Genomic DNA, 24,066 nt, shown 5'->3' with positions numbered 1-24,066 from the left:
AAACTCCTTTACTTCGGTAAATTGTCTAGCAGTTTTTGTTCATCCCAGATTTCAATTCCTAAGCTTGTTGCTTTTTCAAGCTTTGACCCTGCATCTTCTCCTGCAATGACTAAGTCCGTTTTCTTACTAACACTACCTGCGACATTTCCACCTAAATCTTCAATTTTTTCTTTTGCTTCTTGCCTTGTTAATTGTGTAAGTTTTCCTGTTAGAACAACCGTTTTATTAGCAAATGGGCTATTTTCTATTGCAGCTGCATCCACAATTTTACCCGTATAATGTAGAGTGAGGCCTGCTTCTTTTAATCTTTCGATTAACAGTCTTACTTCCTCTTGTTCAAAATAAGTCACAAGTGAATCTGCCATTTTATCGCCAATTTCAAAAACTGCCGTTAACTCTTCTTTCGTTGCTCTCATCAATGCATCGAAGCTATGAAATGTTTCCGATAAAATTTTAGCTGCTTTTTCTCCTATATGACGAATACCAAGTCCAAATAACACACGTTCCATTGAATTTGATTTGGAAGTTTCAATTGCTTGCACTAAGTTAGTTGCAGATTTCAATCCCATGCGCTCCAAACCAACTAAATCCTCTACAGTAAGCTTGTATAAATCAGAAACGTCCACAATAAGCTGCTCTCTAAATAACTGCTCCACCACTTTTTCCCCAAGACCTTCAATATTCATGGCATTTCTAGATGCAAAATGATAGATCCCTTCTTGGATTTGAGCAGGACATTGAGGGTTCACGCAACGTAGTGCAACTTCCTCTTCAATTCTAATTAATTCACTATCGCATACTGGACAATTTTTCGGCATTTCATACGGAATTTCTGTTCCATCTCGTTCCTCTGTAATTACGGATACTACTTCGGGAATAATATCTCCCGCCTTACGAATAATCACACGATCACCAATTCGTATGTCTTTTGCACGAATTAAATCTTCGTTGTGTAATGTGGCACGTTGGACAGTTGAACCTGCTACTTGAGCTGGTTCTAAAATAGCCGTTGGTGTCACAACTCCAGTACGGCCAACCGTTAAATCGATATTTATAATAGTCGTTAAGACTTCTTCTGCTGGAAACTTAAAAGCAATAGCAAAACGAGGACTTTTCGCTGTAAATCCTAGTTCCTCTTGCTGTGCATAGTCATTAACTTTTATTACGATACCATCAATCTCATACGGAATATCGTTTCTTTTAGCTGTCCATTCTTCAATAAATTGGAGTACTTCTTCAATAGAAGAACATTTTCTTGTTTCTTTATTTGTAGGTAGGCCTTGCTCTCTCATAAATTCTAATGCATCGGAATGTCGATCTATATTCTGATCTTCTCCGTCACCACCAAGTCCATATGCGAAGAAAGAGAGTTTTCTACTCGCTGCCATTTTAGGGTCCAATTGACGAAGAGAACCGGCTGCAGCATTTCTTGGATTTGCTAATAATTCTTCTCCTTTAGCTGCCCTTTCTTCATTTAGTTTTCTAAATGAAGCTTTTGGCATGTAAGCTTCTCCTCTTGCTTCCATCGTAACTCGGTCTTTTAAGCGTAATGGAATAGCTCCGATTGTTTTTATATTGCTTGTAATGTCTTCTCCAGTAGTCCCATCTCCACGAGTTGCCCCCCGCGTTAGAAGACCGTCTTCATATAAAAGTGATATAGCTAGTCCATCAATTTTCAACTCGCATACATACGTAGGTGTTTCATCAATAATACCACGGATTCTGCTATCAAAATCTCGGATATCCTCCTCATTAAATGCATTTGATAAGCTAAGCATCGGATTTGCATGCGTTACTTTTTTGAACCCCTCGATAATCGTTCCTCCCACACGTTGTGTAGGCGATTCCGGTAAAATGAGATCAGGGTTTTGCTCCTCTAATGCTATCAATTCATTTAAATACTGATCATATACTGCATCTGGGACAATGGGGTCATCCAACACATAATAGGCGTAACCATAGTCATATAAAAGCTTATGCAGCTCTTTTACTCGTTGTTCTAATTTATCCATGGGCTTTCCTCCACTGAGTGAATTATCCTTTTTCTATAGGTGCAAATTTAGCTAACAATCGCTTAATACCAGTTGGGCTTGGAAAGGCAATATCAAGCTCTGTATTTTCACCTTCGCCACGAACACTAACAACCATACCTATGCCCCATTTTTTATGCACTGCTTTATCCCCAACTTGCCAGCCCAACTTTTCTCCACCTGTCGATTGATAAGCAGGTCTTGAAACAGCAGCCCGCTGTGTTGTTGGAGATATTGCTCCAGAATCTCTATGTTTATTCATTCTTATATCTTTCGTCCATCCAACCACTTCAACTATGTCATCTGAGATTTCTGCTATAAAACGTGAAGGACTGTTGTAGCTACCACGACCAAAAATAGTACGTGATTGAGCGCAAGTAATAAATAATCTTTCCTCTGCTCTTGTAATTCCAACATATGCTAAACGACGTTCCTCTTCCATTTCATCATCGTCACCAATAGAACGAGAGTGTGGGAAAATATTCTCTTCCATACCAATGATGAAAACTACCGGGAATTCTAGCCCTTTGGCAGCATGCATCGTCATTAGAATAATATTTCCTTTGGAAGTGTCTTCCTCTTCGTCCAACTTATCAATATCTGAAATAAGTGCTAAATCAGTTAGAAAAGCAACAAGCGATTTATCGTCACTTTTTTCTTCAAAGGCTTTCGTAACAGATAAAAACTCTTCAATATTTTCTAATCGACTCTCTGCTTCAATGGTTTTTTCATTTTTTAGCATTTGACGATATCCAGTTTTCTCAAGCACCTGCTCCACTATTTCGGTTACAGATAAGAATTCCTGCATTTGTGTAAAGTTTTGAATCAGTCCGTGGAATTGAACGACGGAATTTACAGCACGAGCAGGTAATCCCATGAAATCGACTTCATTCAGTGCATCTAAAATTGAACGATCTTGTTCTAGTGCATACATCGCTATACGTTCAAAAGAAGTTGCACCAATATTCCTCTTTGGTTCATTAATAATACGTGCAAGTGATAAATCATCGTCATTATTGGCAATTAGACGAAGATACGCAAGTAGGTCCTTAATTTCTTTTCGATCATAGAACTTAGTTCCACCTACAATCGTATAGGCCATATTAGATTTAACGAGTACTTCCTCCATTACACGTGATTGTGCATTAGTACGATACAGAATAGCAAAATCATTTAATGTCCGATTTTCTTGCTCCATTAAATCTTGTATCTTTTGGACAACAAATTGCGCTTCCTGCTGCTCGTTATTTGCTCGAAACATTTCAATCTTTTCACCTTCGAGATTGTCAGTTCGTAGCACTTTTGGATATCTACTTGTGTTATTACCAATGACGTCATTTGCCGCTTGGAGGATTCTACCTGTCGAACGATAATTTTGCTCTAGCATAATTACAGTCGCATTCGGATAATCTTTTTCAAATGATAAAATATTTTGGATGTCTGCTCCACGCCAACGATAAATAGATTGATCGGAGTCACCTACTACACAAATATTTTTAAATTTTTGTGCAAGCATTTGAACTAATTCGTATTGGGCCTTGTTTGTATCTTGGTACTCGTCCACATGAATATATTGAAATTTACTTTGATAATACTCCAGTACTTCTGGAACACGCTTAAAGAGCGTTAATGTCGTCATGATTAAATCATCAAAATCCAGAGACTGGTTTTTTCTTAAACGCTTTTCATACCCTTTAAACACTTCTGCTACCGTTTTTTCGAATGGGTTAAATTCGTTCATTTGTGCTTTATACGTATCTGCATCTATACAAATATTTTTGGCGCTACTTATCGCATTTAGCATCGAACGTGGATCATACTTTTTAGAATCAATATTTTGTTCCTTTAAAATATTTTTAATAACCGTTAACTGATCGGTTGTATCCAATATTGAAAAGCTTTTAGAATAGCCAATTCTATCAATATTTCTTCGTAAAATACGTACACACATAGAGTGGAACGTAGAGACCCACATACTTTCACCTGTACCTGCACCTAAAATACCATTTATACGCTCGCGCATTTCACGCGCTGCTTTATTCGTAAAGGTTATCGCAAGTATTTTCGATGGATAAACTTCCTTCTCCACGATTAAATAAGCAATACGATGTGTTAAAACCCGTGTTTTACCGGATCCCGCTCCTGCCATAATGAGGAGTGGACCTTCTGTTGTTTTAACCGCTTTTTCTTGTTCTTTATTCATACCATTCAACAAGTTTTTTGCTATCAGTTCCATAATACACACTTCCTTAAAAGAACGTTTGTTCTTATTATTATACCGTTGAATAAGAAATTACTCAAATATCACTTAATAGCTTTTACAGTTTTCAAAGCTTCTGTTAAGTTTTCATAAACATGATTTCCTACAATGATTGCATCTGCATGCGCGGCCATTTCACGTGCTTGCTGTTCGTTTTGGATTCCTCCACCATAAAAAAGCTTTGTATGATCAAGACGAGATTTAACCTTCTTAACAATTTCCACGTCTCCATACATCCCGCTATATTCCATATAAAAAATAGGGAATTTAAAAAGATGCTCTACCATTTGGGCGTATGCTATAACATCATCATCAGTAGAAGGATGCTCAGCATGCGTCAGCTTAGCTGCTTTACAGTCAGGATTTAGAATACAATAACCCTCTGGAATAATTTCTTCCCAATTCATCACTTCTCCAAATTCCTTTGTGGCAGCATGATGTAAATCTTTTACCCATTTTGTATCTGTGCTATTTAAAATACTTGGAATAAAATAATAGTCAAAACCAGGAATAATCGACTCAATTGTTGATACTTCTAGCGCTACAGGTACCGCATAGCGCCGAATACGCATCAATAAATCTATAACGTTATCTAGTGTTACTCCATCCGAGCCACCAATCATAATCGCATCGGTTCCAGATTCACAGATCTTTTCTAACGCATCCGCACCAATTTCTTTTGCCGGATCCAATTTAAATATATGTCGCCACTCTTTATAATCCATTTCGTCACCTACATAAAATTTATATGAAATGCGTCAGACGCCGTTTAGCTACGCAATGTCGGTTACTGAGTAGGCAGTTCCACAAAAACCGAAGGAAACTGCATTTGACCTCGAGTAGCTGATGTCTGAAGCTAGACAATACTGAATAGTAATAGTAAAATCCACTCTTTCTCAAATCATTATAACAAAAAAACTGAACAGAGGCTTCTGTTCAGTAAATATCAGACTTTCTAGAAAATAGGTATCAATTGTCTACTTTGTCTCTTGGATTTTGAAAGGGCTGCTCATCTGGATACAAACGTCCAAGCATTTCATCATATGCTTCGTTTCCATAATCAAAGCAACGTCTCACACGTGAAATAGTTGCGGTACTTGCACCTGTTTCTTTTTTAATTGTTTCGTATGTTTTTTTCAATCTCAATAAATGGGCAACTTCAAATCGTTGCGCCAAAGATTGGATTTCACTTATTGTACATAAATCATCAAAAAATCGATAGCATTCTTCCATATCTTTTAACTCTAAAACCGCTTTAAATAACTGGTCTGTTTGATGTCCTTTTATTTTATCAATCTGCATATACTTTCATTCCCTTCACTTCAGTCTACTCTTAGGGTAAAAAATTCACCATATTTTCTAATCCGGGATTTGTTGGAACAAAACTTATCCATGACATTCCTTTTACAAGTTTTGCAGGAACCCCATTTTCCATTGGAACTAAAATTCCATCAACATTTTCCCATTCAATTTCTTTCATTATTCCTGCTTGGAAAAGATAAGCTCTTCCTCCATCATTTAAAGCCAAAGCTTGTCTTCCAGCATTATCAATCGTTTTATGTCGGATTTCCATGAATATTACATTCGATATTTTCACAGGTTCTTTTGTTTCTTTATCTGTTGTCAAATCTCCTGCTGATGTTCTTTCATAAATACCTTCTTCTTGTAAATACGTATATTGATTTTCAAAGCTTGCTCCATTACCGTAACGAATACTTATACTAGATACTGGATTACCAAGCTTTGCGCCTTCCTCCGAATCATAGAAAGATAGTTTAGGAATTTTGTGAAGCTCCATAGAAGCACCTATTTTATCTGCACCCGCTACTATATTGTCTTTTGTTATGTAGGAGTTGTGTGGCGCTTTACGCTCCTTCGACCTTTTAAACAGTATACCATCATATTGCATTCCATTAATATTATCAACGACTCGTGCATTTAACATTTTTTGAGCGTCCGGACTATATCCGTGGGCTATGTAAAAGGCATCCAGCCCTTGAGCAATCGTTACAAAATAATCTCGTGCACTTCTTACAGGACCAATCATGTCAGGTATCTCACTTTGATAAAGTGCAAGAAATCTCGTGACATTCCCTTCAGCAAGCATTTCATAAACAATGTCTGCTTGAGCAATACCAGATTGAGGACGTGCAAGAGGATGATTATTCATAGTTACAAGCACTGCTCTTTGTTTTAATTCAACTTCGGATCCTACTCCAGTAAAAGGAGCAATATAAGGAAGCTCTTTCTCTTCTATTTCCTCTTCTGCTGCTACTGGTTCTTCCACTATTTCTATTATATCTTCTGTCATCTCTTCTTTATCTGAACAAGCAACTAATAAAAGAATACTTATTGCAAATATAAAACCCCTTTTTTTGAACACAGTAATCCCCCTACCTCATAACAGCTGGAAATAGTACTTGTTTTTTCATTACATCGAAAATGCCTCGTTGTGTAATTCGAACATAAGGCAAATGTGTGGATTGCAAAAATAGCAATGTATAAATGGCATCACCATGCTTAAATCCTCTTGCTGCCAACTCTTTCTTTAAAAGAATCTCTTCTTCTATCAATTCTTCCATTGGTTTGTCAGACAGCACTCCTCCAATTGGAAGTTTAAGAGAACAAATAACTTGATCGTCTTCTACAAGAACAATACCACCGTTCATTTTCTTCATTTCTTGAAAGGCCTTTAGCATACTTTTTTTATTTTTACCAATTAATATTATATCCCCGGTATTTGAATAAGAGGATGCAAATCCTTTTAAAGATGTTGCAAATCCTTTAATTAGCGTCGTAACTTTCCATTTACCGTTCCGGTCGATTAACATTAAAAAACTCTGATCATGTTTACTAGAGAGTTCGTTGTCTGTTGTATCAACTGATATAGAATACGGTTTTGTAATAACGTCGTTTACCATTTCAATTCCAAATGGCATGGAGAACTGAAAATCTGCATCTTTCAATTCAAAATTTAAATTTAAATCTGGCATATGAGACCAATCTACTGGCGATAATCCATGCACTTTTTCTCCATCTCTTTTTAACCATACACCTTTGGATAAAACACTGATTGGCACTGGATTATTTTCATCTTTTAAAAAGTTTAATGTGGCAAATCTGCCAGTAGCAATTACGCCATGTAAGTTTGATAGATTGTAATATTTTGCAACATTAAATGATGCCATTAAATAAGCATCTACCGGTTTTACTCCTGCATCTAAAGCTACTTGAATACATTTGTCCATTACACCATCTAGATGAAACGAAGGCGTAGCTCCGTCAGTCGTCATCATTAAATGATCAAAAATTTGAAGATCCTTCTCTAAAATTCCTTTAAGAAGAATTGGTAAGTCTGGACGAATAGAAGAATGTCTTAAAGTCACAGCATACCCGTGGAGAATCCGTCTCTCTACTTCTTCGATGGTCATAGCCTCATGATCCCCATCGGCTCCAAGTAATCGCATTCTAGCAAGCGTACGTTCTGATGCTCCTGGGAAATGCCCTTCAATTTTCATGCCATTTGTCTTTGCTTGCTGCATCCAATACAACATTTGATCATCACCAGATTGCAGTCTAGGCCATCCAGTCAACTCACCACCCATAATCACATCTGGACGGTCAATCCATTCACCGATTGATTTAGAAGTAAACAATTTTTCTTCACTCACTAATTCAGTTTGTGAATCAAATCGTGCCCACCAATAAAATGCAAAAGGTAATTTGTTTAACTCATCCATGATTGAAAACGCTTTCTTGTTTTCAAGTGACAAAAAGAAGACCAAGTTATCCGCAATAAAAGTTGTTGTTCCAAGCTGTGCAGCATAATCTGCAAAAGAATGAGGCTGATAAAGTTGAAATGGATGTACGTGAGGTTCTATATATCCCGGTACAATTTTTTGACCATTCGCATCATATACTTCCGTGGTTTCCGTAACTAGTGGCATTTCATTACCAGTGTAGACGATTCGATCCTTCACGATCCAAATGTTTCCGGTAACCCATTTTTTTAAGTGGCTATGTAAATACGTTGCATTTTTTATAAGAATGTCAGGTGGCTTTGTTCCATTAACCACTTCTATCTGATGCCTGATCTCTTCAATTTTCCAAATTGGATATTGCATCGCATCCATTCCCCCTCCTGTAGTTTCGCTCATAAAAATAAATATAGCACATCACTTTAGTAAAGCAAAGTACCGAATTGTATTTTTAGTAAATTCTGAGAAAAAATATTTATTCGTAGAGTAGATTAATAAAACAGTTAATTTTTCTAATAAACGATTACAGATCCACGGAAGTGCTCTTGCCGCATGACGTGGAATGCGCTGAAAAAGTCCTCAATGAGATTTCATCAACAATATATGAACGACAAGTTGTTCACATATTCGATTTTTATTTTGGCCCCTTAATTTCCGTTCCAGGCGGACGCGTTCCGCCAGCATGGCTTCAGCCGCTTCCCTCGCTACGCTTAGTCCAGGGTCTTCACCTCATGCACCTGACGCTTCGCTTTCGGTGCAGAAAACATTTGCTATTCCGGCTGGAGTCGCCGCCTTCCACTCCAATCAACTATTATCCGCTTTTCAATTAGAAAACCATCATGCCATTAAAAGAGCAAGTTTTTATCACTTAAACTTATTCAAATAGTATTTATATAAAATCGTTGATTAAGGCGATTCTCCAGCGGGAATAGCGTTGGCCGAAGACCCCGCAGCGAGGAGGCTAAGGCAACGCCCGCGGAAAGGGAGCCGTTTCAACGATTTTCTTATTTATCGGACGACATTATTTAGTAAAGTCGAATTCTATAGACTTTTTCAGTGCCCTCCATGAAGTCCCCGGCTCATGCGGACGTGAAGCCAGCGCGAATGCATATAGCTGGTGATTATCTGATTAAGTCTATGACTAGCGTCTTGCGTCGTGAAAAGCACACATTCTAACAATGAAGCTTAACAAGGTCAAAATAAAAACAGGATAACTCCAAAATACGGAGTTATCCCATCAAATTAAAGAAAAGTTCGCCAACCTATATCTTTTCTGAAAAATAGACCATCCCATTGTAAAGTAGATAGTCCCTCGTATACTTTTTCTTGTGCTTCTTTTAAAGTAGTTTCACTTGCAGCAACTAAAATAACTCGACCACCATTGGCAATAAATCCATCATCACTAGCTTTAGTACCTGCATGGAAAACATGTAGCCCTAACTCTTGTAAGGATTGAAGATTAGGAAGCTCAGCGCCTTTTTTCACGTCTCCTGGGTAACCTTCTGAAGCAATGACTACGCCCAACATGGATTCCTTCGACCACTTTAGTTCATACGGTTTCTCATCCATCAATGCAGTCATGAATTCACCAAAGTCACTTACCATTCGAGGAAGGACTACCTGTGTTTCTGGATCACCAAAACGTGCATTAAACTCGATAACCTTTGGACCGTCACTCGTTAAAATAAGTCCTGCATATAAAATACCAGTAAAAGAAATTCCCTCTTTAGTCATTGCCTGTACGGTCGGAACAACGATTGCTTCGTATGCTGCGTCGACAATTGTGGAAGAAATCTGTGGAACAGGTGAATATGCACCCATACCACCTGTGTTTGGACCCTTATCTCCGTCATAAGCTCGTTTATGGTCTTGTGCAATTACCATTGGATAGATTTGCCCATTATGCACGAATGACATGAAAGAAAACTCTTCCCCGTCCAAGAATTCTTCAATTACTACGCGAGAAGATGATTCTCCAAATAATTGATTGCCAATCATATCTTCCACCGCATTGTTTGCTTCTTCCACCGTCATGGCAACTACTACCCCTTTACCTGCAGCAAGTCCGTCTGCTTTTACGACGATTGGAGCTCCTAGCTTTTCAATATACGCTTTCGCTTTATCTACTTCTGTAAATGTTTCATACTCAGCTGTTGGGATATTATATTTTTGCATAATCTCTTTTGCAAATGCTTTACTGCCTTCTAGTTGTGCAGCAGCCTTTGTTGGTCCAAAAATACGTAAGCCCTCTGCTTGAAAAAAGTCCACGATACCACCTGCAAGTGGTTGCTCTGGTCCAACAAATGTTAAATCGATTTTATTTTCTTTCGCGAAGGTTGCAAGCTCTTCAAAAGCCATAACATCAATTGGTACAATTGTTGCGTCTTTTAACATACCAGCGTTACCTGGAGCCACAAAAACTTTGTCTACAGAAGGAGAATCATTGAACTGCTTTGCAATAGCATGCTCACGGCCACCACTACCAATTACGAGTATATTCATATGAGAAGTGCCTCCCTTAATGTTTGAAATGACGAACGCCAGTGAATACCATTGCGATTCCGTATTCATTTGCTTTATCAATTGAATCTTGGTCTTTTACAGAACCACCTGTTTGAATAATTGCAGTAATACCGGCCTTTGCAGCTACTTCTACTGTATCGTTCATCGGAAAAAATGCATCAGATGCAAGTCCTGCTCCTTTTGCTCGTTCACCTGCTTGCTCCAGTGCAATTTTTGCTGAACCGACACGGTTCATCTGACCTGCACCGACTCCGATTGTCATATCTTCAGTAGAAACAACAATTGCATTAGATTTAACGTGTTTCACTACGCTCCATCCAAGTTCTAATGCTTTCCATTCTTCTGCTGTTGGTTCGCGGTCTGTAACAACTTTCACATCCGCGTCTTTTAATCCATATGTATCGGGAGATTGAACTAATAATCCACCTTCGACAGATACGGTATTCCATGCATCTTTTTTCGTTTGCTCATAAGAAATAGTTAACAGGCGAATGTTTTTCTTTGCGGTTAACATAGCGATAGCTTCTTCTGAAAATGAAGGAGCAATAATGATTTCCAAGAAAATTCCTGCCAAAACCTTTGCAGTTGCTGCATCTACTTCACGGTTTAATGCAACAATTCCACCGAAAATAGAAGTTGAATCTGCTTCGTATGCTTTATTAAAAGCGTCTGATATCGTATTCCCCGTTCCAACACCACAAGGATTCATATGTTTTACTGCAACTGCTGCGGGAATTTCGAATTCTTTTACGATTTGAATAGCAGCGTTTGCATCTTGAATATTGTTGTAGGATAGCTCTTTCCCATGTAATTGAGTTGCAGAAGCAATAGAGAAATCAGATCCAAGTGGACGTTTATAAAATGCTGCTTTTTGATGAGGATTTTCACCGTAGCGTAAAGCTTGCTTACGTTCATATGTTAATGTTAGTAATTCAGGAAATTCTTCGCCAGTTAAATCCGTCATATAACTAGCAATTAAAGCGTCGTATGCTGCTGTATGGCGGAAAACTTTTGCAGCTAATCGGCGACGTGTTTCTAAAGTAGTTTCTCCAGTTTCTTTTAATTGACCTAATACTTCCTCATAGTCAGATGTATCTGTAACTACTGTTACGTATTGATGGTTTTTGGCAGCAGAACGTAGCATCGATGGGCCACCAATATCAATATTTTCAATAGCATCTTCAAATGCTACATCTGGTTTAGAAATTGTTTCGCGAAAAGGATATAAGTTCACACAAACTACTTGAATAGGTGTTATTTTATGTTCTTCAAGTTGTGCCTGGTGAGAAGGGTCATCATGTTTTGCTAACAATCCACCGTGAATCATAGGATTCAATGTTTTTACTCGACCATCCAAAATCTCTGGAAAATTTGTTACTTGGTCTACTGATGTAATCGCAACACCATTTTGTTCTAAAAATGATTTTGTTCCACCAGTTGATAAAATTTCATATCCAAGCTGTTCCAACTCTTTTGCAAATTCGAGAATCCCTGATTTATCTGAAACACTAATTAACGCACGTTTTGCCACAATGCTTCCTCCTCTTGTAGTTAGAAAAGCCGGTATAATCACCGGCTCCAAAGTTTTTGTAAAGTCTTCGTATACAATTCATGCTCCACAGCATGGATTCGTTCTTCTGTTTTCTCTCTATCTCCATCCACTACTTCGACAGCTTGCTGAGCTAATATAGGTCCTGTATCCATTCCAGCATCCACATAGTGAACTGTTACACCTGTTACCTTGACCCCGTGATCAATTGCTTGACCGATTGCATCTTTTCCTGGAAAAGCAGGAAGTAACGAAGGATGAATATTAATGATTCGATTAGGGTACGCTTCCAGCAACACATTCCCAATCAAGCGCATATACCCAGCAAGTACGATCCACTCCACTTCAAGTTCCTGAAGCTTCTTTAGAATTTCTTGTTCGTATGCTTCCTTAGAGGAAAAGCTTGTTTGCTTAATAGCAAGTGTTTCGACACCTGCTTTTTTCGCCCGTTCTTCTACAAATGCACCCGGTTTATCTGTGACAACCAATACTGCATTAGCAGCTAATCTTCCAGCTTTTACTGCATCGTAAATAGCTTGGAAATTACTTCCACTACCAGATGCAAATATTGCAAACTTCGGTTTTCCCACCATTACACTAAACTCCCGTCATGCGCTCCAGTGAATATAACACCTTCACCTTTTACAACACGACCGATTGTATATGCCTTTTCTCCATGGGCTTCTGCAATAGCGATTGCCTTATCCGCTTCCTCAGCTGAAAGGGATAGTACAAAACCAATTCCCATATTAAAAACGTTATATAAATCGCGATCAACAAGCGATCCTTTTTCTTTTAAAAATTGAAACACAGGGAGCACTTCCCATGAACCCAAATCAATTTCAACAGCCAATCCATCTGGCATCATACGAGGTAGGTTTTCATAAAAGCCACCCCCCGTTACATGTGCCATCCCGTGAATAGAAAGTTCCTGATGCATTTCCATAACTGGCTTTGCGTAAATTTTAGTTGGCGTTAGAAGAGCTTTACCGATTTCGCCAAGTTCTTCATAGCCTTCCACAATCTTTTTTGGAGTATAGCCTTGCTCTTCAAATACAATTTTACGAACTAGGGAATATCCATTAGAATGGACGCCGCTTGAAGCAATACCTACTAAAACATCCCCTTCTGCAATATTCTCACCGGTAACAATTTTTGATTTTTCACAGGCACCAACAGCAAATCCAGCTAAGTCATACTCATCTTCTTCGTATAAACCTGGCATTTCCGCTGTCTCTCCACCAATCAATGCTGCTCCTGACTGAACACAGCCATCCGCAACACCTTTTACGATTTGCTCAATACGAGCAGGTACAGCTTTGCCAACTGCAACGTAGTCAAGGAAAAATAACGGTTCTGCGCCTTGTGCTACAATATCATTCACACACATCGCTACACAGTCTACACCGATTGTATCGTGGGAATCCGTCATAAATGCAAGCTTCAGCTTCGTTCCAACACCATCTGTACCTGAAATTAATACAGGCTCTTTATAATTTAATGAAGACAAATCAAACATTCCGCCGAAACCACCGAAAGTACCCATAATTCCTTTTCTTGCTGTACGTTCGACATGTGACTTCATTCGTTGAACTGCTTCATAGCCAGCTTCAATATTCACGCCTGCTTTTTCATATGCTTTTGACACGTCATGTCCTCCTATCGAACAAGCTCTTTTTCATGTGGTAGTTTCGTATCTGCGAAAATATCTGTTGGATATTCACCTGTAAAACAAGCTAAACAGTGACCACAATTTTTCTCGCCTTCTGGTCTACCTATTGCTTCAACCATTCCCTCTACAGACAAGAATGTTAAAGAATCAGCACCAATCAACTTACATATATCATCTACGCTATTATTAGAAGCGATAAGCTCCGAATCTGTACTAATATCAATTCCATAAAAACATGGATTTTTTAGTGGAGGAGAACTAATAACTACATGTACTTCCAGTGCACCTGCATCTTTTAACATATTTACAATACGTCTTGATGTAGTTCCTCTTACGATTGAATCGTCTACCATAATTACACGTTTACCTTTTACAACTTGGCGCACTGGGGAAAGCTTCATCTTCACTCCACGTTCCCGTAAATCTTGTGAAGGTTGGATAAAAGTTCTTCCAACATATCTGTTTTTAATAAGACCAAGTTCGTATGGTATGCCAGTTGCTTCTGAAAAACCGATTGCTGCAGAAATACTAGAGTCTGGTACCCCAGTCACTACGTCCGCTTCAATTTGAATTTCCTTTGCTAGTTGTTTTCCAAGGCGCTTTCTTGCCATATGAATATTAATCCCATCGATATCCGAATCAGGACGAGAAAAATATACATATTCCATCGTGCAAATTGCTCGATCTTTTTTCTCTACATAACGCTCAGAACGACAACCATCATTATTGATAATTAATAACTCACCTGGATTAATAGAACGAACTAATTCTGCTCCAATTAAATCAAAGGCACTTGTTTCAGATGCAACTACCCATGCACCATCCAATTGACCTAAAGAAAGTGGTCGCATTCCTTGTGGATCTTGCGCAACTATCATACCGTCCTCAGTTAAAATGATAAAAGCAAACGCACCTTCAAGTAATCTTAAAGCTTGCTTAGCTTTTTCTTCAAACGTTGGAAGATTACTCTTTTTCAATAAGTGTGCAAGTACTTCTGTATCAGATGTTGTTTGAAAAATACTACCTTGACGTTCTAAGCTTCGTTTTAAACGGGTGGCATTCACAATATTACCGTTATGAGCGATTGCTAGACTTCCAGTCGTAGAATTGAAGAGTAATGGTTGGACATTTTCGATTCCAGAGCCACCTGCAGTTGCATAACGTACATGCGCAATTGCAGCGTGACCTTCTAGCTTTTCTAATTTTCCATTATTAAATACATCATTAACCAAGCCTTCACCCTTCACAGCACGTAAATGTTTTCCGTCTGTGACAACAATTCCAGCACCTTCTTGTCCTCTGTGTTGCAGTGCATGTAATCCATAATAGCTCAAGGCAGCTGGGTTAGGATGTCCCCAAATCCCGAATACACCACATTCTTCATTTAAGCCTCTGAGTTCAGCAAGCATGGTATTGCTCCTTTCCAAGCGGAACGGAATTCGTCAACAGAACCGCTAATCCATTCAGTTCCGTCTTCGTTAGTTATGATGATTTTATTAGAATCTGTGACAGTACCAATTTGAACTGCATCTTGTAAGATTTCTTCAAACTTTGCAGCATTTTCAGGTTTTACAGTTACTAAGAAACGTGATTGAGACTCACTGAATAACGCTGTCGTTGCAGAACCAGTTAGTGTTACTTCTACTCCAAGGGATTTCGCACCAAATGCTTTTTCTGCTAAAGCTACAGCAAGTCCACCTTCTGAAATATCATGCGCAGACTGCACGATTCCAGCTTTGATAGCGGAAAGAAGTGCCTTTTGACGTGCTGCTTCTACTTCTAAGTCAATTGTTGGCGCTTGCCCAAAAATACGCTTTTCTACTAATTTTTGAAGCTCTGATCCACCAAATTCTGTTTTCGTCTCCCCAATCACATAGACAATATCTCCAGCAGCTTTCACTGATTGAGTTGTCACATGTGCTAAGTCTTCTACTAGTCCAACAAGACCAATAGTTGGCGTTGGGTAAACAGCTGTTCCACTACGCTCGTTATACATGGAAACATTTCCGCCGATAACAGGTGAATCTAAAGCAATACAAGCCTCTGAAATACCATCTGCAGATTTTTCTAATTGCCAGAAGATTTCAGGGTTTTCTGGATTACCAAAGTTTAAGCAGTCTGTAATTGCAAGTGGTTTGGCTCCTGAACATACAACATTACGCGCAGCTTCTGCTACAGCAATTTTTCCACCTACAACTGGATCTAAATAGATATATCTAGAGTTACAGTCTGTTGTCATTGCTAAGCCCTTATTTGTACCACGGACACGAACAACTGCTGCATCTGAACCAGGTGTAACTACTGTACTTGTACGAACTTGGTAATCATATTGATCGTAAACCCATTCTTTTGAAGCAATAGTAGGTTGTTGAAGTAAGTTTAGTAAAGTTTCTTTATAATTCGAAACAACCGGTTCAACATTAACCATTGCTTGGAATTCAGTAAAATAAGCAGGAACTGCTGAAGGTTTGTGATATACTGGTGCTTCTTCTGCAAGTGCATCCGCAGGAACATTAGCTACTACTTCTCCGTTATGAATCAAACGAAGCATTTTGTCGTTAGTAACTTTACCTACCGCAACACAGTCTAAATCATATTTTTCGAAAATCTTAACGATCTCATCTTCGCGACCTTTTTTTACAACTATTAACATACGTTCTTGAGATTCTGAAAGCATCATTTCATAAGCAGTCATCCCAGTTTCACGTTGTGGTACGAAGTCTAAGTTCATCTCTACACCAAAACCAGCTTTTGAAGCCATTTCTGCAGAGGATGAAGTTAAGCCCGCAGCACCCATATCTTGTATACCGATTAAAGCATCAGATTTAATTACTTCTAAACAAGCTTCTAACAAAAGCTTCTCCATGAATGGATCTCCAACTTGGACAGCTGGACGCTTTTCTTCTGAAGCTTCTGTTAATTCTTCTGATGCGAATGTCGCACCATGGATTCCGTCACGACCAGTTTTGGCACCAGCATACATTACTGTGTTACCTTCACCTGCAGCAATCCCTTTTTGAATGTCTTCATGGTTTATTAAACCTACGCACATTGCGTTAACAAGAGGGTTTCCTTCATAACAGTCATCAAACTGAATTTCTCCACCAACTGTTGGAATACCGATACAGTTACCATAACCCGCAATACCAGCTACAACTTCTTCAAACAAATATTTTACTCTTGGAGTTTTCAATTCTCCAAAACGAAGAGAATTTAACATTGCAATTGGACGAGCACCCATAGAGAATACATCACGGATTATCCCACCAACACCAGTCGCTGCACCTTGATAAGGCTCAATTGCAGATGGATGATTATGAGACTCCATTTTGAATACTACTGCTTGGCCGTCACCGATATCAACAATACCAGCACCTTCACCTGGTCCTTGTAATACTTGAGGACCTTTCGTAGGAAACTTACGTAATACTGGTTTAGAATTTTTATACGAGCAATGCTCCGACCACATAACAGAAAATAAACCAGTCTCTGTATAGTTTGGTAGACGTCCTAAAATCTTTTCTACCATTTCAAATTCTTCGCCCGACATCCCCATTTGAGCATATAGTTTTTGTTCTTTAATTTGCGTTGGATTTGGTTCAAGCATGACTGACATGAGTTTCCCTCCACTGTTTCACAATTGATTTGAATAAAGCTAGACCGTCTGAACCGCCCATAATCTCATTTGCAGCACGTTCTGGATGAGGCATCATTCCAAGGACATTTCCTCTTTCATTCACAATACCTGCGATATCTTCCAAACTACCATTTGGGTTTTCAGAAGCATATGTGAAAACGATTTGATTGTTTTCTTTTAATGTAGCAAGCGTCTCTTCGTCACAATAATAGTTTCCTTCACCGTGAGCGATTGGAATTTGAATTATTTCGTCTTTTTTATATGCAGAAGTAAATTGTGTTTCATTATTTACCACTTTTAAATCTACTGTACGACACATGAATTTAAGATTTTTATTACGTAGTAGTGCTCCTGGTAGAAGACCAGCTTCCGTTAATACTTGGAATCCGTTACAGATACCTAGAACAGGCTTACCAGCTTCCGCTGCTTTCACAACTTCTGACATTACATTAGAAAAGCGAGAAATGGCACCACAACGTAAGTAGTCACCGTACGAAAAGCCCCCAGGTAATAAAATACCGTCGAATCCGCTTAAATCTTTCTCATCATGCCAAACGTATTCTACTTCTTCCCCAAGTTCGTCTTTAATCGCGTGATACATATCTAAATCACAGTTGGATCCTGGAAAAACGATTACTGCGAACTTCATTTGCTTACAGCCTCCTCAACATCGTAACGATAGTCTTCGATTACTGTATTTGTAAGAAGTTTTTCACACATTTCTCTTACGATAGCATCTAAATCACGATCACTCTCTTCGATTTGAAGCTCCAAATATTTCCCAATGCGTACATCTTTCACTTCATTGTAATCCATAGAATGAAGAGCACCCATTACAGCAGAACCTTGTGGATCTAAAACACTTTCACGTAATGTTACATACACTTTAACTTTTTTCATTTTGATAATCCTCCTAGGCGGGAAAGTATTATTTCATAAACTTCTGTTAAGCTTCCTAAATTACGTCTAAAAACATCTTTGTCTAGTTTATTGTTCGTTTCGGCATCCCAGAGTCTACAAGTATCGGGAGAGATCTCATCTGCAAGTAAAATTTCACCTTGTGCAGTTTTACCGAATTCCAGTTTAAAATCTATTAAAGTAACGCCGATCTCTTTAAAGATTGGTTGAAGTACTTGATTGATTTCCAGTGCTCTTGCTTTGATCGTTTCTACTTCTTCAGGTGTTGCTAGTGCAAGCAGTTCAATATGTGCATCTGTCAACAAAGGATCTCCTAAAGCGTCATCTTTGTAGTAAAACTCTACAATAGTATGCTTTAGAGGAATGCCTTCCTCCATACCTAAGCGTTTAGCGAGACTCCCCGCTGCTACATTTCGTACAACTACTTCGAGTGGAATGATTTCTACTTTTCTTACAAGTTGCTCATTCTCTGAAATTTGCTCAACAAAGTGAGATTCAATTCCTCGATTTTTCAACTCTTCAAATAGAATAGTAGTGATTTTATTATTTAAAATCCCTTTGCCTTCTATTTCTTCTTTTTTCTCACCGTTAAAAGCTGTAGCACTATTCTTATAAGAAACAAACAGGATGTTTTCATCTTCTGTTGCAAATAATTGTTTTGCTTTTCCCTCGTATAATAGACGACCTTTTTCCACTGTAAATCCCTCCGATGAAGTGAAACTTCAATCAGCAGGGGTTTTCCCCCTACCGATTGCAAGTTGTACCAAATTGTCAGCTTTTGTATTAATTAAGACCTAAACGATTAAAAATTAAATCTACATGTTGGATATGGTAGTTGTAATCAAAGCAGTCATCTAAATCTTCTTTTGTTAATAAAGAAGTAATTTTTTCATCCGCATCAACAAATGTACGGAAGGCAGTTTGAGATTCCCATGCTTTCATTGCTAATGGTTGAACAGTATCATATGCTGTTTCACGTGCTAAACCTTTATCAATAAGTGCAAGAAGCACTCGTTGAGAATAAATTAATCCTAAAGTGGAATCCATATTACGTTTCATATTTTCAGGGAACACTGTTAAGTTTTTCACGATATTGCCGAATCGATTTAACATATAGTTAAGTGCAATTGTTGCATCTGGCAATATAACACGTTCCGCAGATGAATGAGAGATATCTCTTTCATGCCATAAAGCAACATTTTCATAGGCAGTCATCATATATCCACGAATTAATCTCGCCATACCTACCATATTTTCAGAGCCAATCGGATTACGTTTATGTGGCATAGCAGAAGAACCTTTTTGACCTTTCGAGAAAAATTCTTCTACTTCACGAGTTTCCGATTTTTGAAGACCACGAATCTCTGTAGCAAATTTTTCTATAGAAGTTGCAATTAGAGCTAACGTACTCATGTATTGTGCGTGGCGATCACGTTGCAATGTTTGTGTTGAGATCGGTGAAGCTGCAAGACCTAGTTTGTCACATACATACTTTTCAACAAAAGGATCAATATTAGCATAAGTCCCTACAGCACCTGACATTTTTCCAGTTTCAATTACTGTTGCAGCTGCTTCAAAACGTTCTAAATTACGTCTCATCTCTTCTAGCCAAAGAGCTAACTTAAGTCCAAAAGTTGTTGGTTCTGCATGTACTCCATGCGTACGTCCCATCATTACGGTATATTTATGTTCTTTTGCTTTGTTTTCAAGGATTTCAATAAAATTTTGAATATCTTTACGAAGAATAACATTCGCTTGTTTAATCAAATAAGAAAGAGCTGTATCTACTACATCCGTAGAAGTTAGTCCGTAATGTACCCATTTACGCTCTTCCCCTAAAGTTTCAGAAACTGCACGGGTAAACGCTACTACGTCATGTCTTGTTTCTTGCTCAATTTCTAAAATACGATTTACATCGAAAGATGCGTTTTTGCGTAGTGCGACAACATCTTCTTTCGGAATATCACCTATTTCAGCCCATGCTTCACACGCAAGAATTTCAACCTCTAACCATGCATTGTATTTGTTTTCTTCTGTCCAAATTGCTCCCATTTCCGGGCGAGTATAACGTTCTATCATTTAATTTCCTCCTGTTTTATGACCAAATATTCGATTGTTCAATTTCCTCTAAAGTCTGTTCAATGTTAGTTGAAAGGATTGTTACATGACCCATCTTACGGTTTGTTTTAGCTTCACTTTTTCCGTACAAATGAACGGACCAGTTTGGGTACTTACTAATAGAATTCGTTAAAGGAATAACATGCTGTCCTAATATGTTAACCATTACCGTATCCGTCCATAACTTTGGTTCACGAAGTGGCCATCCACAAACAGCTCTAACATGCTGATGGAACTGAGAGATATTACATGCCTCAATCGAATAGTGACCAGAATTATGTGGTCTTGGTGCTAATTCATTTATTAGTATCTCATTATTTTCTAAAACAAACATTTCAACTGCAAGTGTTCCAACTAAATTTAAGTGATTCGCGATTGTTTGAGCAGCTTCAACTGCTTTATTTGCAAGTGAATTGTCAATGCGTGCAGGAACAATTGTTTCATGCAAAATATGATGGACATGAATATTCTCACCAATTGGTAGGCAATACGTTTCACCAGCACCATTTCTTTGAACAATAACTGAAATTTCTTTTGTAAATGAAACAAATGCTTCTGCTATACATGCAGAATGTTCAAATAGTGACTTAGCATTATGCAGCTCTTCCTTTGATTGAACGATTTGCTGCCCCTTCCCATCATAACCACCTCGAGCAGTTTTAACGACACATGGAAAGCCTACTTCGTCAATTCGCTGTTCTAGCTGTTCAAAAGTGTTTGCTTCGACAAATTTCGCAATAGGCACGCCTGAAGCCTGAATTTCCGTTTTTTCAAGGATTCTATCTTGTGTGATCTTTACTAATTCTGCTCCTTGTGGCACATATGCTATTTGAGTTAATCTCTTTAAACCTGCATAATCAATATTTTCAAATTCATACGTAATCACGTCACTAACTTCTGCTAGCTCTTCTAATGCAGCTTCGTCATTATATGGTGCAACTATACGAATATCTGCAACTTGGCCACAAGGTGAATCTATTGTAGGTTCTAGCACTGCTATTTTAAATCCAGCTTCCTTCGCTGCTAATGCCATCATTCGTCCAAGTTGGCCACCACCGATAATACCGATTGTTTGCCCTGGAAAAATTACTTTAGTCATTGAAGCTCACCATTACTTTCTAATACTTTATTTTTCGTATCTTCTCGTCTTTTTTCGAGTTTATGCTCTACTTCCGAATCGGTAATAGAAAGTATTTGTGCTGCAAGTAACCCTGCGTTTGTAGCACCAGCTTTTCCGATTGCTACTGTAGCAACAGGAACGCCACCTGGCATTTGGACAATTGATAATAGAGAATCTAGACCATTTAGTGCTCTAGATTGGACCGGAACACCAATTACCGGAAGTGTAGTCTTAGCAGCAACCATACCCGGCAAATGAGCTGCACCACCAGCTCCCGCAATAATCACCTGAATTCCGCGTATTCTAGCTTGCTCAGCATATTCAAACATTAAGTCAGGTGTACGATGTGCAGATACTACTTGTTTTTCATAAGGTATATGAAGTTCTTCTAATATTTCACAACTATATTTCATTGTTTCCCAATCACTAGAACTACCCATAATTACACCAATTTTTGCGTTCATTATTCTCGTCCCTCCATCAAAGTGCTTTTGACGTATCTGCGTCCAAATGTTGCTTATAAAACTTCAATTAATAATTGAATGAAGTTAAAAATAAAAAATTCCCCAAATAAACTACTTTCTTTAGAAGAAAAGCAGTTTACTTGAGGAATATGGTTGCAGGATGTGTGTCTCTATGAACATATGAAAACACATCCTTTAAGCAATATCCAAAAGTCGCTTTCCCTCATAGTCCTGTCATTTACGGTGACTTGGTAGAGACGCTAAAGCCAATTCTTTAGCATATATGGGGAGATAATCGTCCATTTCTATTCATAGTTTAACAATTATAGCGACTCACGTCAACGCTTAAATACGAACAATTAATTTTCAGAAAACTATAATGTTCGTCTTTTGGTTATTTTTTAGCTTCTTTTATCCCTTTCAATTGAATGATTTGTCTAACTGGCACCGGTTGTCCATTAACTTCTTGAAATAGCGGTTCTTCTCTTCTTCCAACTACTTGAAAGCCTTGAGCAGTCATTTTACTCATACATTCCGAAATACTTTCGTTTTCTTGTACTTCAAACCACTTTGTCTCTTGTTTCATGAAAACAATTTTCCTCTCCTTACTCGTTTTACCCAGAACCCACCATGAATAGTTTTTGGCTCATATGCAATAATAAATATTTTTGGATCAATCTCTTTTAAGCGATTATACAGTTTCGCTTCGTCTTTTCTTGGAGTTAATATTTGTAATGCTTGTCTAGCACCCTCTAGTCCATTTGCAGTCCAGCTAGTTACACCATATCCTTCTTCTCTCAAAAGTGTTGATAGATTTATCTCGCTTTCACTTTCAGTAGAAATGGCATTTACCATAATATAACCTAATGACATTTTCTCCTCAAGTTTTGATCCAACGACTATTCCTGTACCAAATCCAAGTGCATACGCAATTAGATTATGAATCTCATTTAGATTATCCAAAACGAGACCAAGGCCTACTATATATACCACCACTTCTATTATACTAATTAGCGCCGCAACATATCGATAGCCCTTTAGCGTAAGTATCATACGTGTAGTAGATAAAGTGACATAAACAATATTAATGGCAAAAATAATCAACACCATGGAAATTGCAGTTGAAGTCATTCCACCAGCTCCTCTCGTAATTTGTAGTTGTAGTTATTACTTGTTTATATACCCATAATTAAGTACAACTAAAATACAATGAGTGATAAATAGGAAGTTAGTATAATATCGTTTCATTTATTGATACCTATTTCCACTGTTGAAATTGAAAGGTTATCCATTAAATAGCAGAACGAGACTAATCTTACTTAAAGAGCGACTAGTTCGCTTGCAACCGAGACCAAATTTACTAATTCGAGACCATTTTAGCTGTAACCGAGACTACTCTTGTTAAATATGGATAAGGGAAACTAATTTCTCTAGGAGAGCAACCATTCCGAACCTATAAGCAACCAAATGAGTCGTATAAGCGACTAAGAATATACGAAAGCGACCATTTCTCACAATAAAGAGTTCACTTCCTCTGAGATGACACATTTTTTCTTCTGCCCTACGTTATGAGACTCTCTTCCTTGCAAATATATCTACAATTCTTTGTCTTTGGCCTTTTCTTTCCGCACAAAAAAAAGCCGCCACCGATTACTCGGTGACGACTTTTCAATTGCCCAGCGACGTCCTACTCTCACAGGGGGAGACCCCCAACTACCATTGGCGCTGAAGAGCTTAACTTCCGTGTTCGGTATGGGAACGGGTGTGACCTCTTCGCCATCATCACTAGACTCTTCGGCTTTCCATACACATCGTACTTCTTCGTCAACTTCTTTCGTTCGGTCAGTCACGTACTTGAGTACGCTCTTTTCCTCTCTCAATCGTTTCCTCGAATTACTCGTGTCTAGAAACCCTCTTATTAGAGTGCTTGTTCACTCAAAACTGGATAAAAGACATTGGTGCTCGCAAATTCATATTTGGTTAAGTCCTCGATCGATTAGTATTCGTCAGCTGCACG

Annotated in this window: 20 protein-coding genes, 1 rRNA gene and 1 riboswitch; all 21 genes read right to left on the bottom strand. The window is 38.3% G+C overall.

The genetic code is table 11. From position 1 onward, the window contains the following. Window positions 1-8: 8 nt before the first annotated feature. On the bottom strand, window positions 9-2,012 hold the full coding sequence (ligA, locus tag PGC35_RS14030; RefSeq protein ID WP_375219593.1) for an NAD-dependent DNA ligase LigA: 2,004 nt from the start codon (window positions 2,010-2,012) through the stop codon (window positions 9-11). 22 nt (window positions 2,013-2,034) lie between these two features. Further along, complete coding sequence (gene pcrA, locus PGC35_RS14025; RefSeq protein WP_375219592.1) at window positions 2,035-4,266, bottom strand: DNA helicase PcrA; 2,232 nt, start codon at window positions 4,264-4,266, stop codon at window positions 2,035-2,037. 68 nt (window positions 4,267-4,334) lie between these two features. Then, window positions 4,335-5,015, bottom strand: coding sequence for a heptaprenylglyceryl phosphate synthase (gene pcrB, locus PGC35_RS14020; protein WP_275790056.1), 681 nt, complete (start codon window positions 5,013-5,015; stop codon window positions 4,335-4,337). 244 nt (window positions 5,016-5,259) lie between these two features. Further along, entirely contained in the window at window positions 5,260-5,592 is a 333-nt protein-coding gene (locus PGC35_RS14015; RefSeq protein ID WP_053591903.1) for a YerC/YecD family TrpR-related protein, read from the bottom strand. A 31-nt stretch (window positions 5,593-5,623) separates the two neighbouring features. Further along, window positions 5,624-6,673 (bottom strand): DUF3048 domain-containing protein, encoded by a 1,050-nt coding sequence (locus PGC35_RS14010; protein WP_375219591.1) that lies wholly within the window; start codon window positions 6,671-6,673, stop codon window positions 5,624-5,626. 10 nt (window positions 6,674-6,683) lie between these two features. Next, window positions 6,684-8,414, bottom strand: coding sequence for an adenine deaminase C-terminal domain-containing protein (locus PGC35_RS14005; protein WP_375219773.1), 1,731 nt, complete (start codon window positions 8,412-8,414; stop codon window positions 6,684-6,686). Window positions 8,415-9,290: 876 nt separating this feature from the next. Further along, the gene (gene purD, locus PGC35_RS14000; RefSeq protein ID WP_375219590.1) at window positions 9,291-10,550 is read right to left on the bottom strand and encodes a phosphoribosylamine--glycine ligase; all 1,260 of its coding nucleotides are present in this window, start codon (window positions 10,548-10,550) and stop codon (window positions 9,291-9,293) included. 16 nt (window positions 10,551-10,566) lie between these two features. Beyond that, window positions 10,567-12,102 carry a bifunctional phosphoribosylaminoimidazolecarboxamide formyltransferase/IMP cyclohydrolase gene (gene purH / locus PGC35_RS13995; RefSeq protein ID WP_375219589.1) on the bottom strand — a complete coding sequence of 512 codons (1,536 nt, stop codon included), beginning with the start codon at window positions 12,100-12,102 and terminating at the stop codon, window positions 10,567-10,569. A 38-nt stretch (window positions 12,103-12,140) separates the two neighbouring features. Then, entirely contained in the window at window positions 12,141-12,713 is a 573-nt protein-coding gene (gene purN / locus PGC35_RS13990) for a phosphoribosylglycinamide formyltransferase (protein WP_375219588.1), read from the bottom strand. Continuing rightward, entirely contained in the window at window positions 12,713-13,768 is a 1,056-nt protein-coding gene (purM, locus tag PGC35_RS13985; RefSeq protein WP_375219587.1) for a phosphoribosylformylglycinamidine cyclo-ligase, read from the bottom strand. Before purM ends, purN begins: the two co-directional genes overlap by 1 nt. 11 nt (window positions 13,769-13,779) lie before the next feature. Next, on the bottom strand, window positions 13,780-15,201 hold the full coding sequence (purF, locus tag PGC35_RS13980) for an amidophosphoribosyltransferase (RefSeq protein ID WP_375219586.1): 1,422 nt from the start codon (window positions 15,199-15,201) through the stop codon (window positions 13,780-13,782). Continuing rightward, the gene (gene purL, locus PGC35_RS13975; protein ID WP_375219585.1) at window positions 15,177-17,408 is read right to left on the bottom strand and encodes a phosphoribosylformylglycinamidine synthase subunit PurL; all 2,232 of its coding nucleotides are present in this window, start codon (window positions 17,406-17,408) and stop codon (window positions 15,177-15,179) included. Before purL ends, purF begins: the two co-directional genes overlap by 25 nt. Continuing rightward, complete coding sequence (purQ, locus tag PGC35_RS13970) at window positions 17,392-18,078, bottom strand: phosphoribosylformylglycinamidine synthase subunit PurQ (protein ID WP_375219584.1); 687 nt, start codon at window positions 18,076-18,078, stop codon at window positions 17,392-17,394. The genes purL and purQ overlap by 17 nt, the downstream gene beginning before the upstream one ends. Next, on the bottom strand, window positions 18,075-18,329 hold the full coding sequence (purS, locus tag PGC35_RS13965; protein ID WP_053591894.1) for a phosphoribosylformylglycinamidine synthase subunit PurS: 255 nt from the start codon (window positions 18,327-18,329) through the stop codon (window positions 18,075-18,077). The genes purQ and purS overlap by 4 nt, the downstream gene beginning before the upstream one ends. Next, complete coding sequence (gene purC, locus PGC35_RS13960) at window positions 18,326-19,042, bottom strand: phosphoribosylaminoimidazolesuccinocarboxamide synthase (RefSeq protein WP_375219583.1); 717 nt, start codon at window positions 19,040-19,042, stop codon at window positions 18,326-18,328. The genes purS and purC overlap by 4 nt, the downstream gene beginning before the upstream one ends. A gap of 88 nt (window positions 19,043-19,130) precedes the next feature. After that, window positions 19,131-20,426 (bottom strand): adenylosuccinate lyase, encoded by a 1,296-nt coding sequence (gene purB / locus PGC35_RS13955; protein WP_056833383.1) that lies wholly within the window; start codon window positions 20,424-20,426, stop codon window positions 19,131-19,133. A 16-nt stretch (window positions 20,427-20,442) separates the two neighbouring features. Beyond that, on the bottom strand, window positions 20,443-21,564 hold the full coding sequence (gene purK, locus PGC35_RS13950) for a 5-(carboxyamino)imidazole ribonucleotide synthase (RefSeq protein WP_053591891.1): 1,122 nt from the start codon (window positions 21,562-21,564) through the stop codon (window positions 20,443-20,445). Next, window positions 21,561-22,049 carry a 5-(carboxyamino)imidazole ribonucleotide mutase gene (purE, locus tag PGC35_RS13945; protein WP_375219582.1) on the bottom strand — a complete coding sequence of 163 codons (489 nt, stop codon included), beginning with the start codon at window positions 22,047-22,049 and terminating at the stop codon, window positions 21,561-21,563. The genes purK and purE overlap by 4 nt, the downstream gene beginning before the upstream one ends. Window positions 22,050-22,255: 206 nt before the next feature. Then, a riboswitch (purine riboswitch) is annotated at window positions 22,256-22,356 on the bottom strand. 87 nt (window positions 22,357-22,443) lie between these two features. After that, window positions 22,444-22,635, bottom strand: coding sequence for an NETI motif-containing protein (locus PGC35_RS13940; protein ID WP_275790081.1), 192 nt, complete (start codon window positions 22,633-22,635; stop codon window positions 22,444-22,446). Then, complete coding sequence (locus PGC35_RS13935) at window positions 22,632-23,180, bottom strand: DUF2179 domain-containing protein (RefSeq protein ID WP_053591888.1); 549 nt, start codon at window positions 23,178-23,180, stop codon at window positions 22,632-22,634. The genes PGC35_RS13940 and PGC35_RS13935 overlap by 4 nt, the downstream gene beginning before the upstream one ends. A gap of 543 nt (window positions 23,181-23,723) precedes the next feature. Beyond that, window positions 23,724-23,839: ribosomal RNA gene (gene rrf / locus PGC35_RS13930) — 5S ribosomal RNA — on the bottom strand. Window positions 23,840-24,066: the final 227 nt, after the last annotated feature.

Origin of the sequence: Psychrobacillus sp. PGGUH221 (genome assembly GCF_042055255.1) — a bacterium.
Lineage (GTDB): Bacteria > Bacillota > Bacilli > Bacillales_A > Planococcaceae > Psychrobacillus.
Note: the sequence above shows the minus strand (reverse complement) of the source record. Positions and strands in the feature narration are given on the sequence as shown.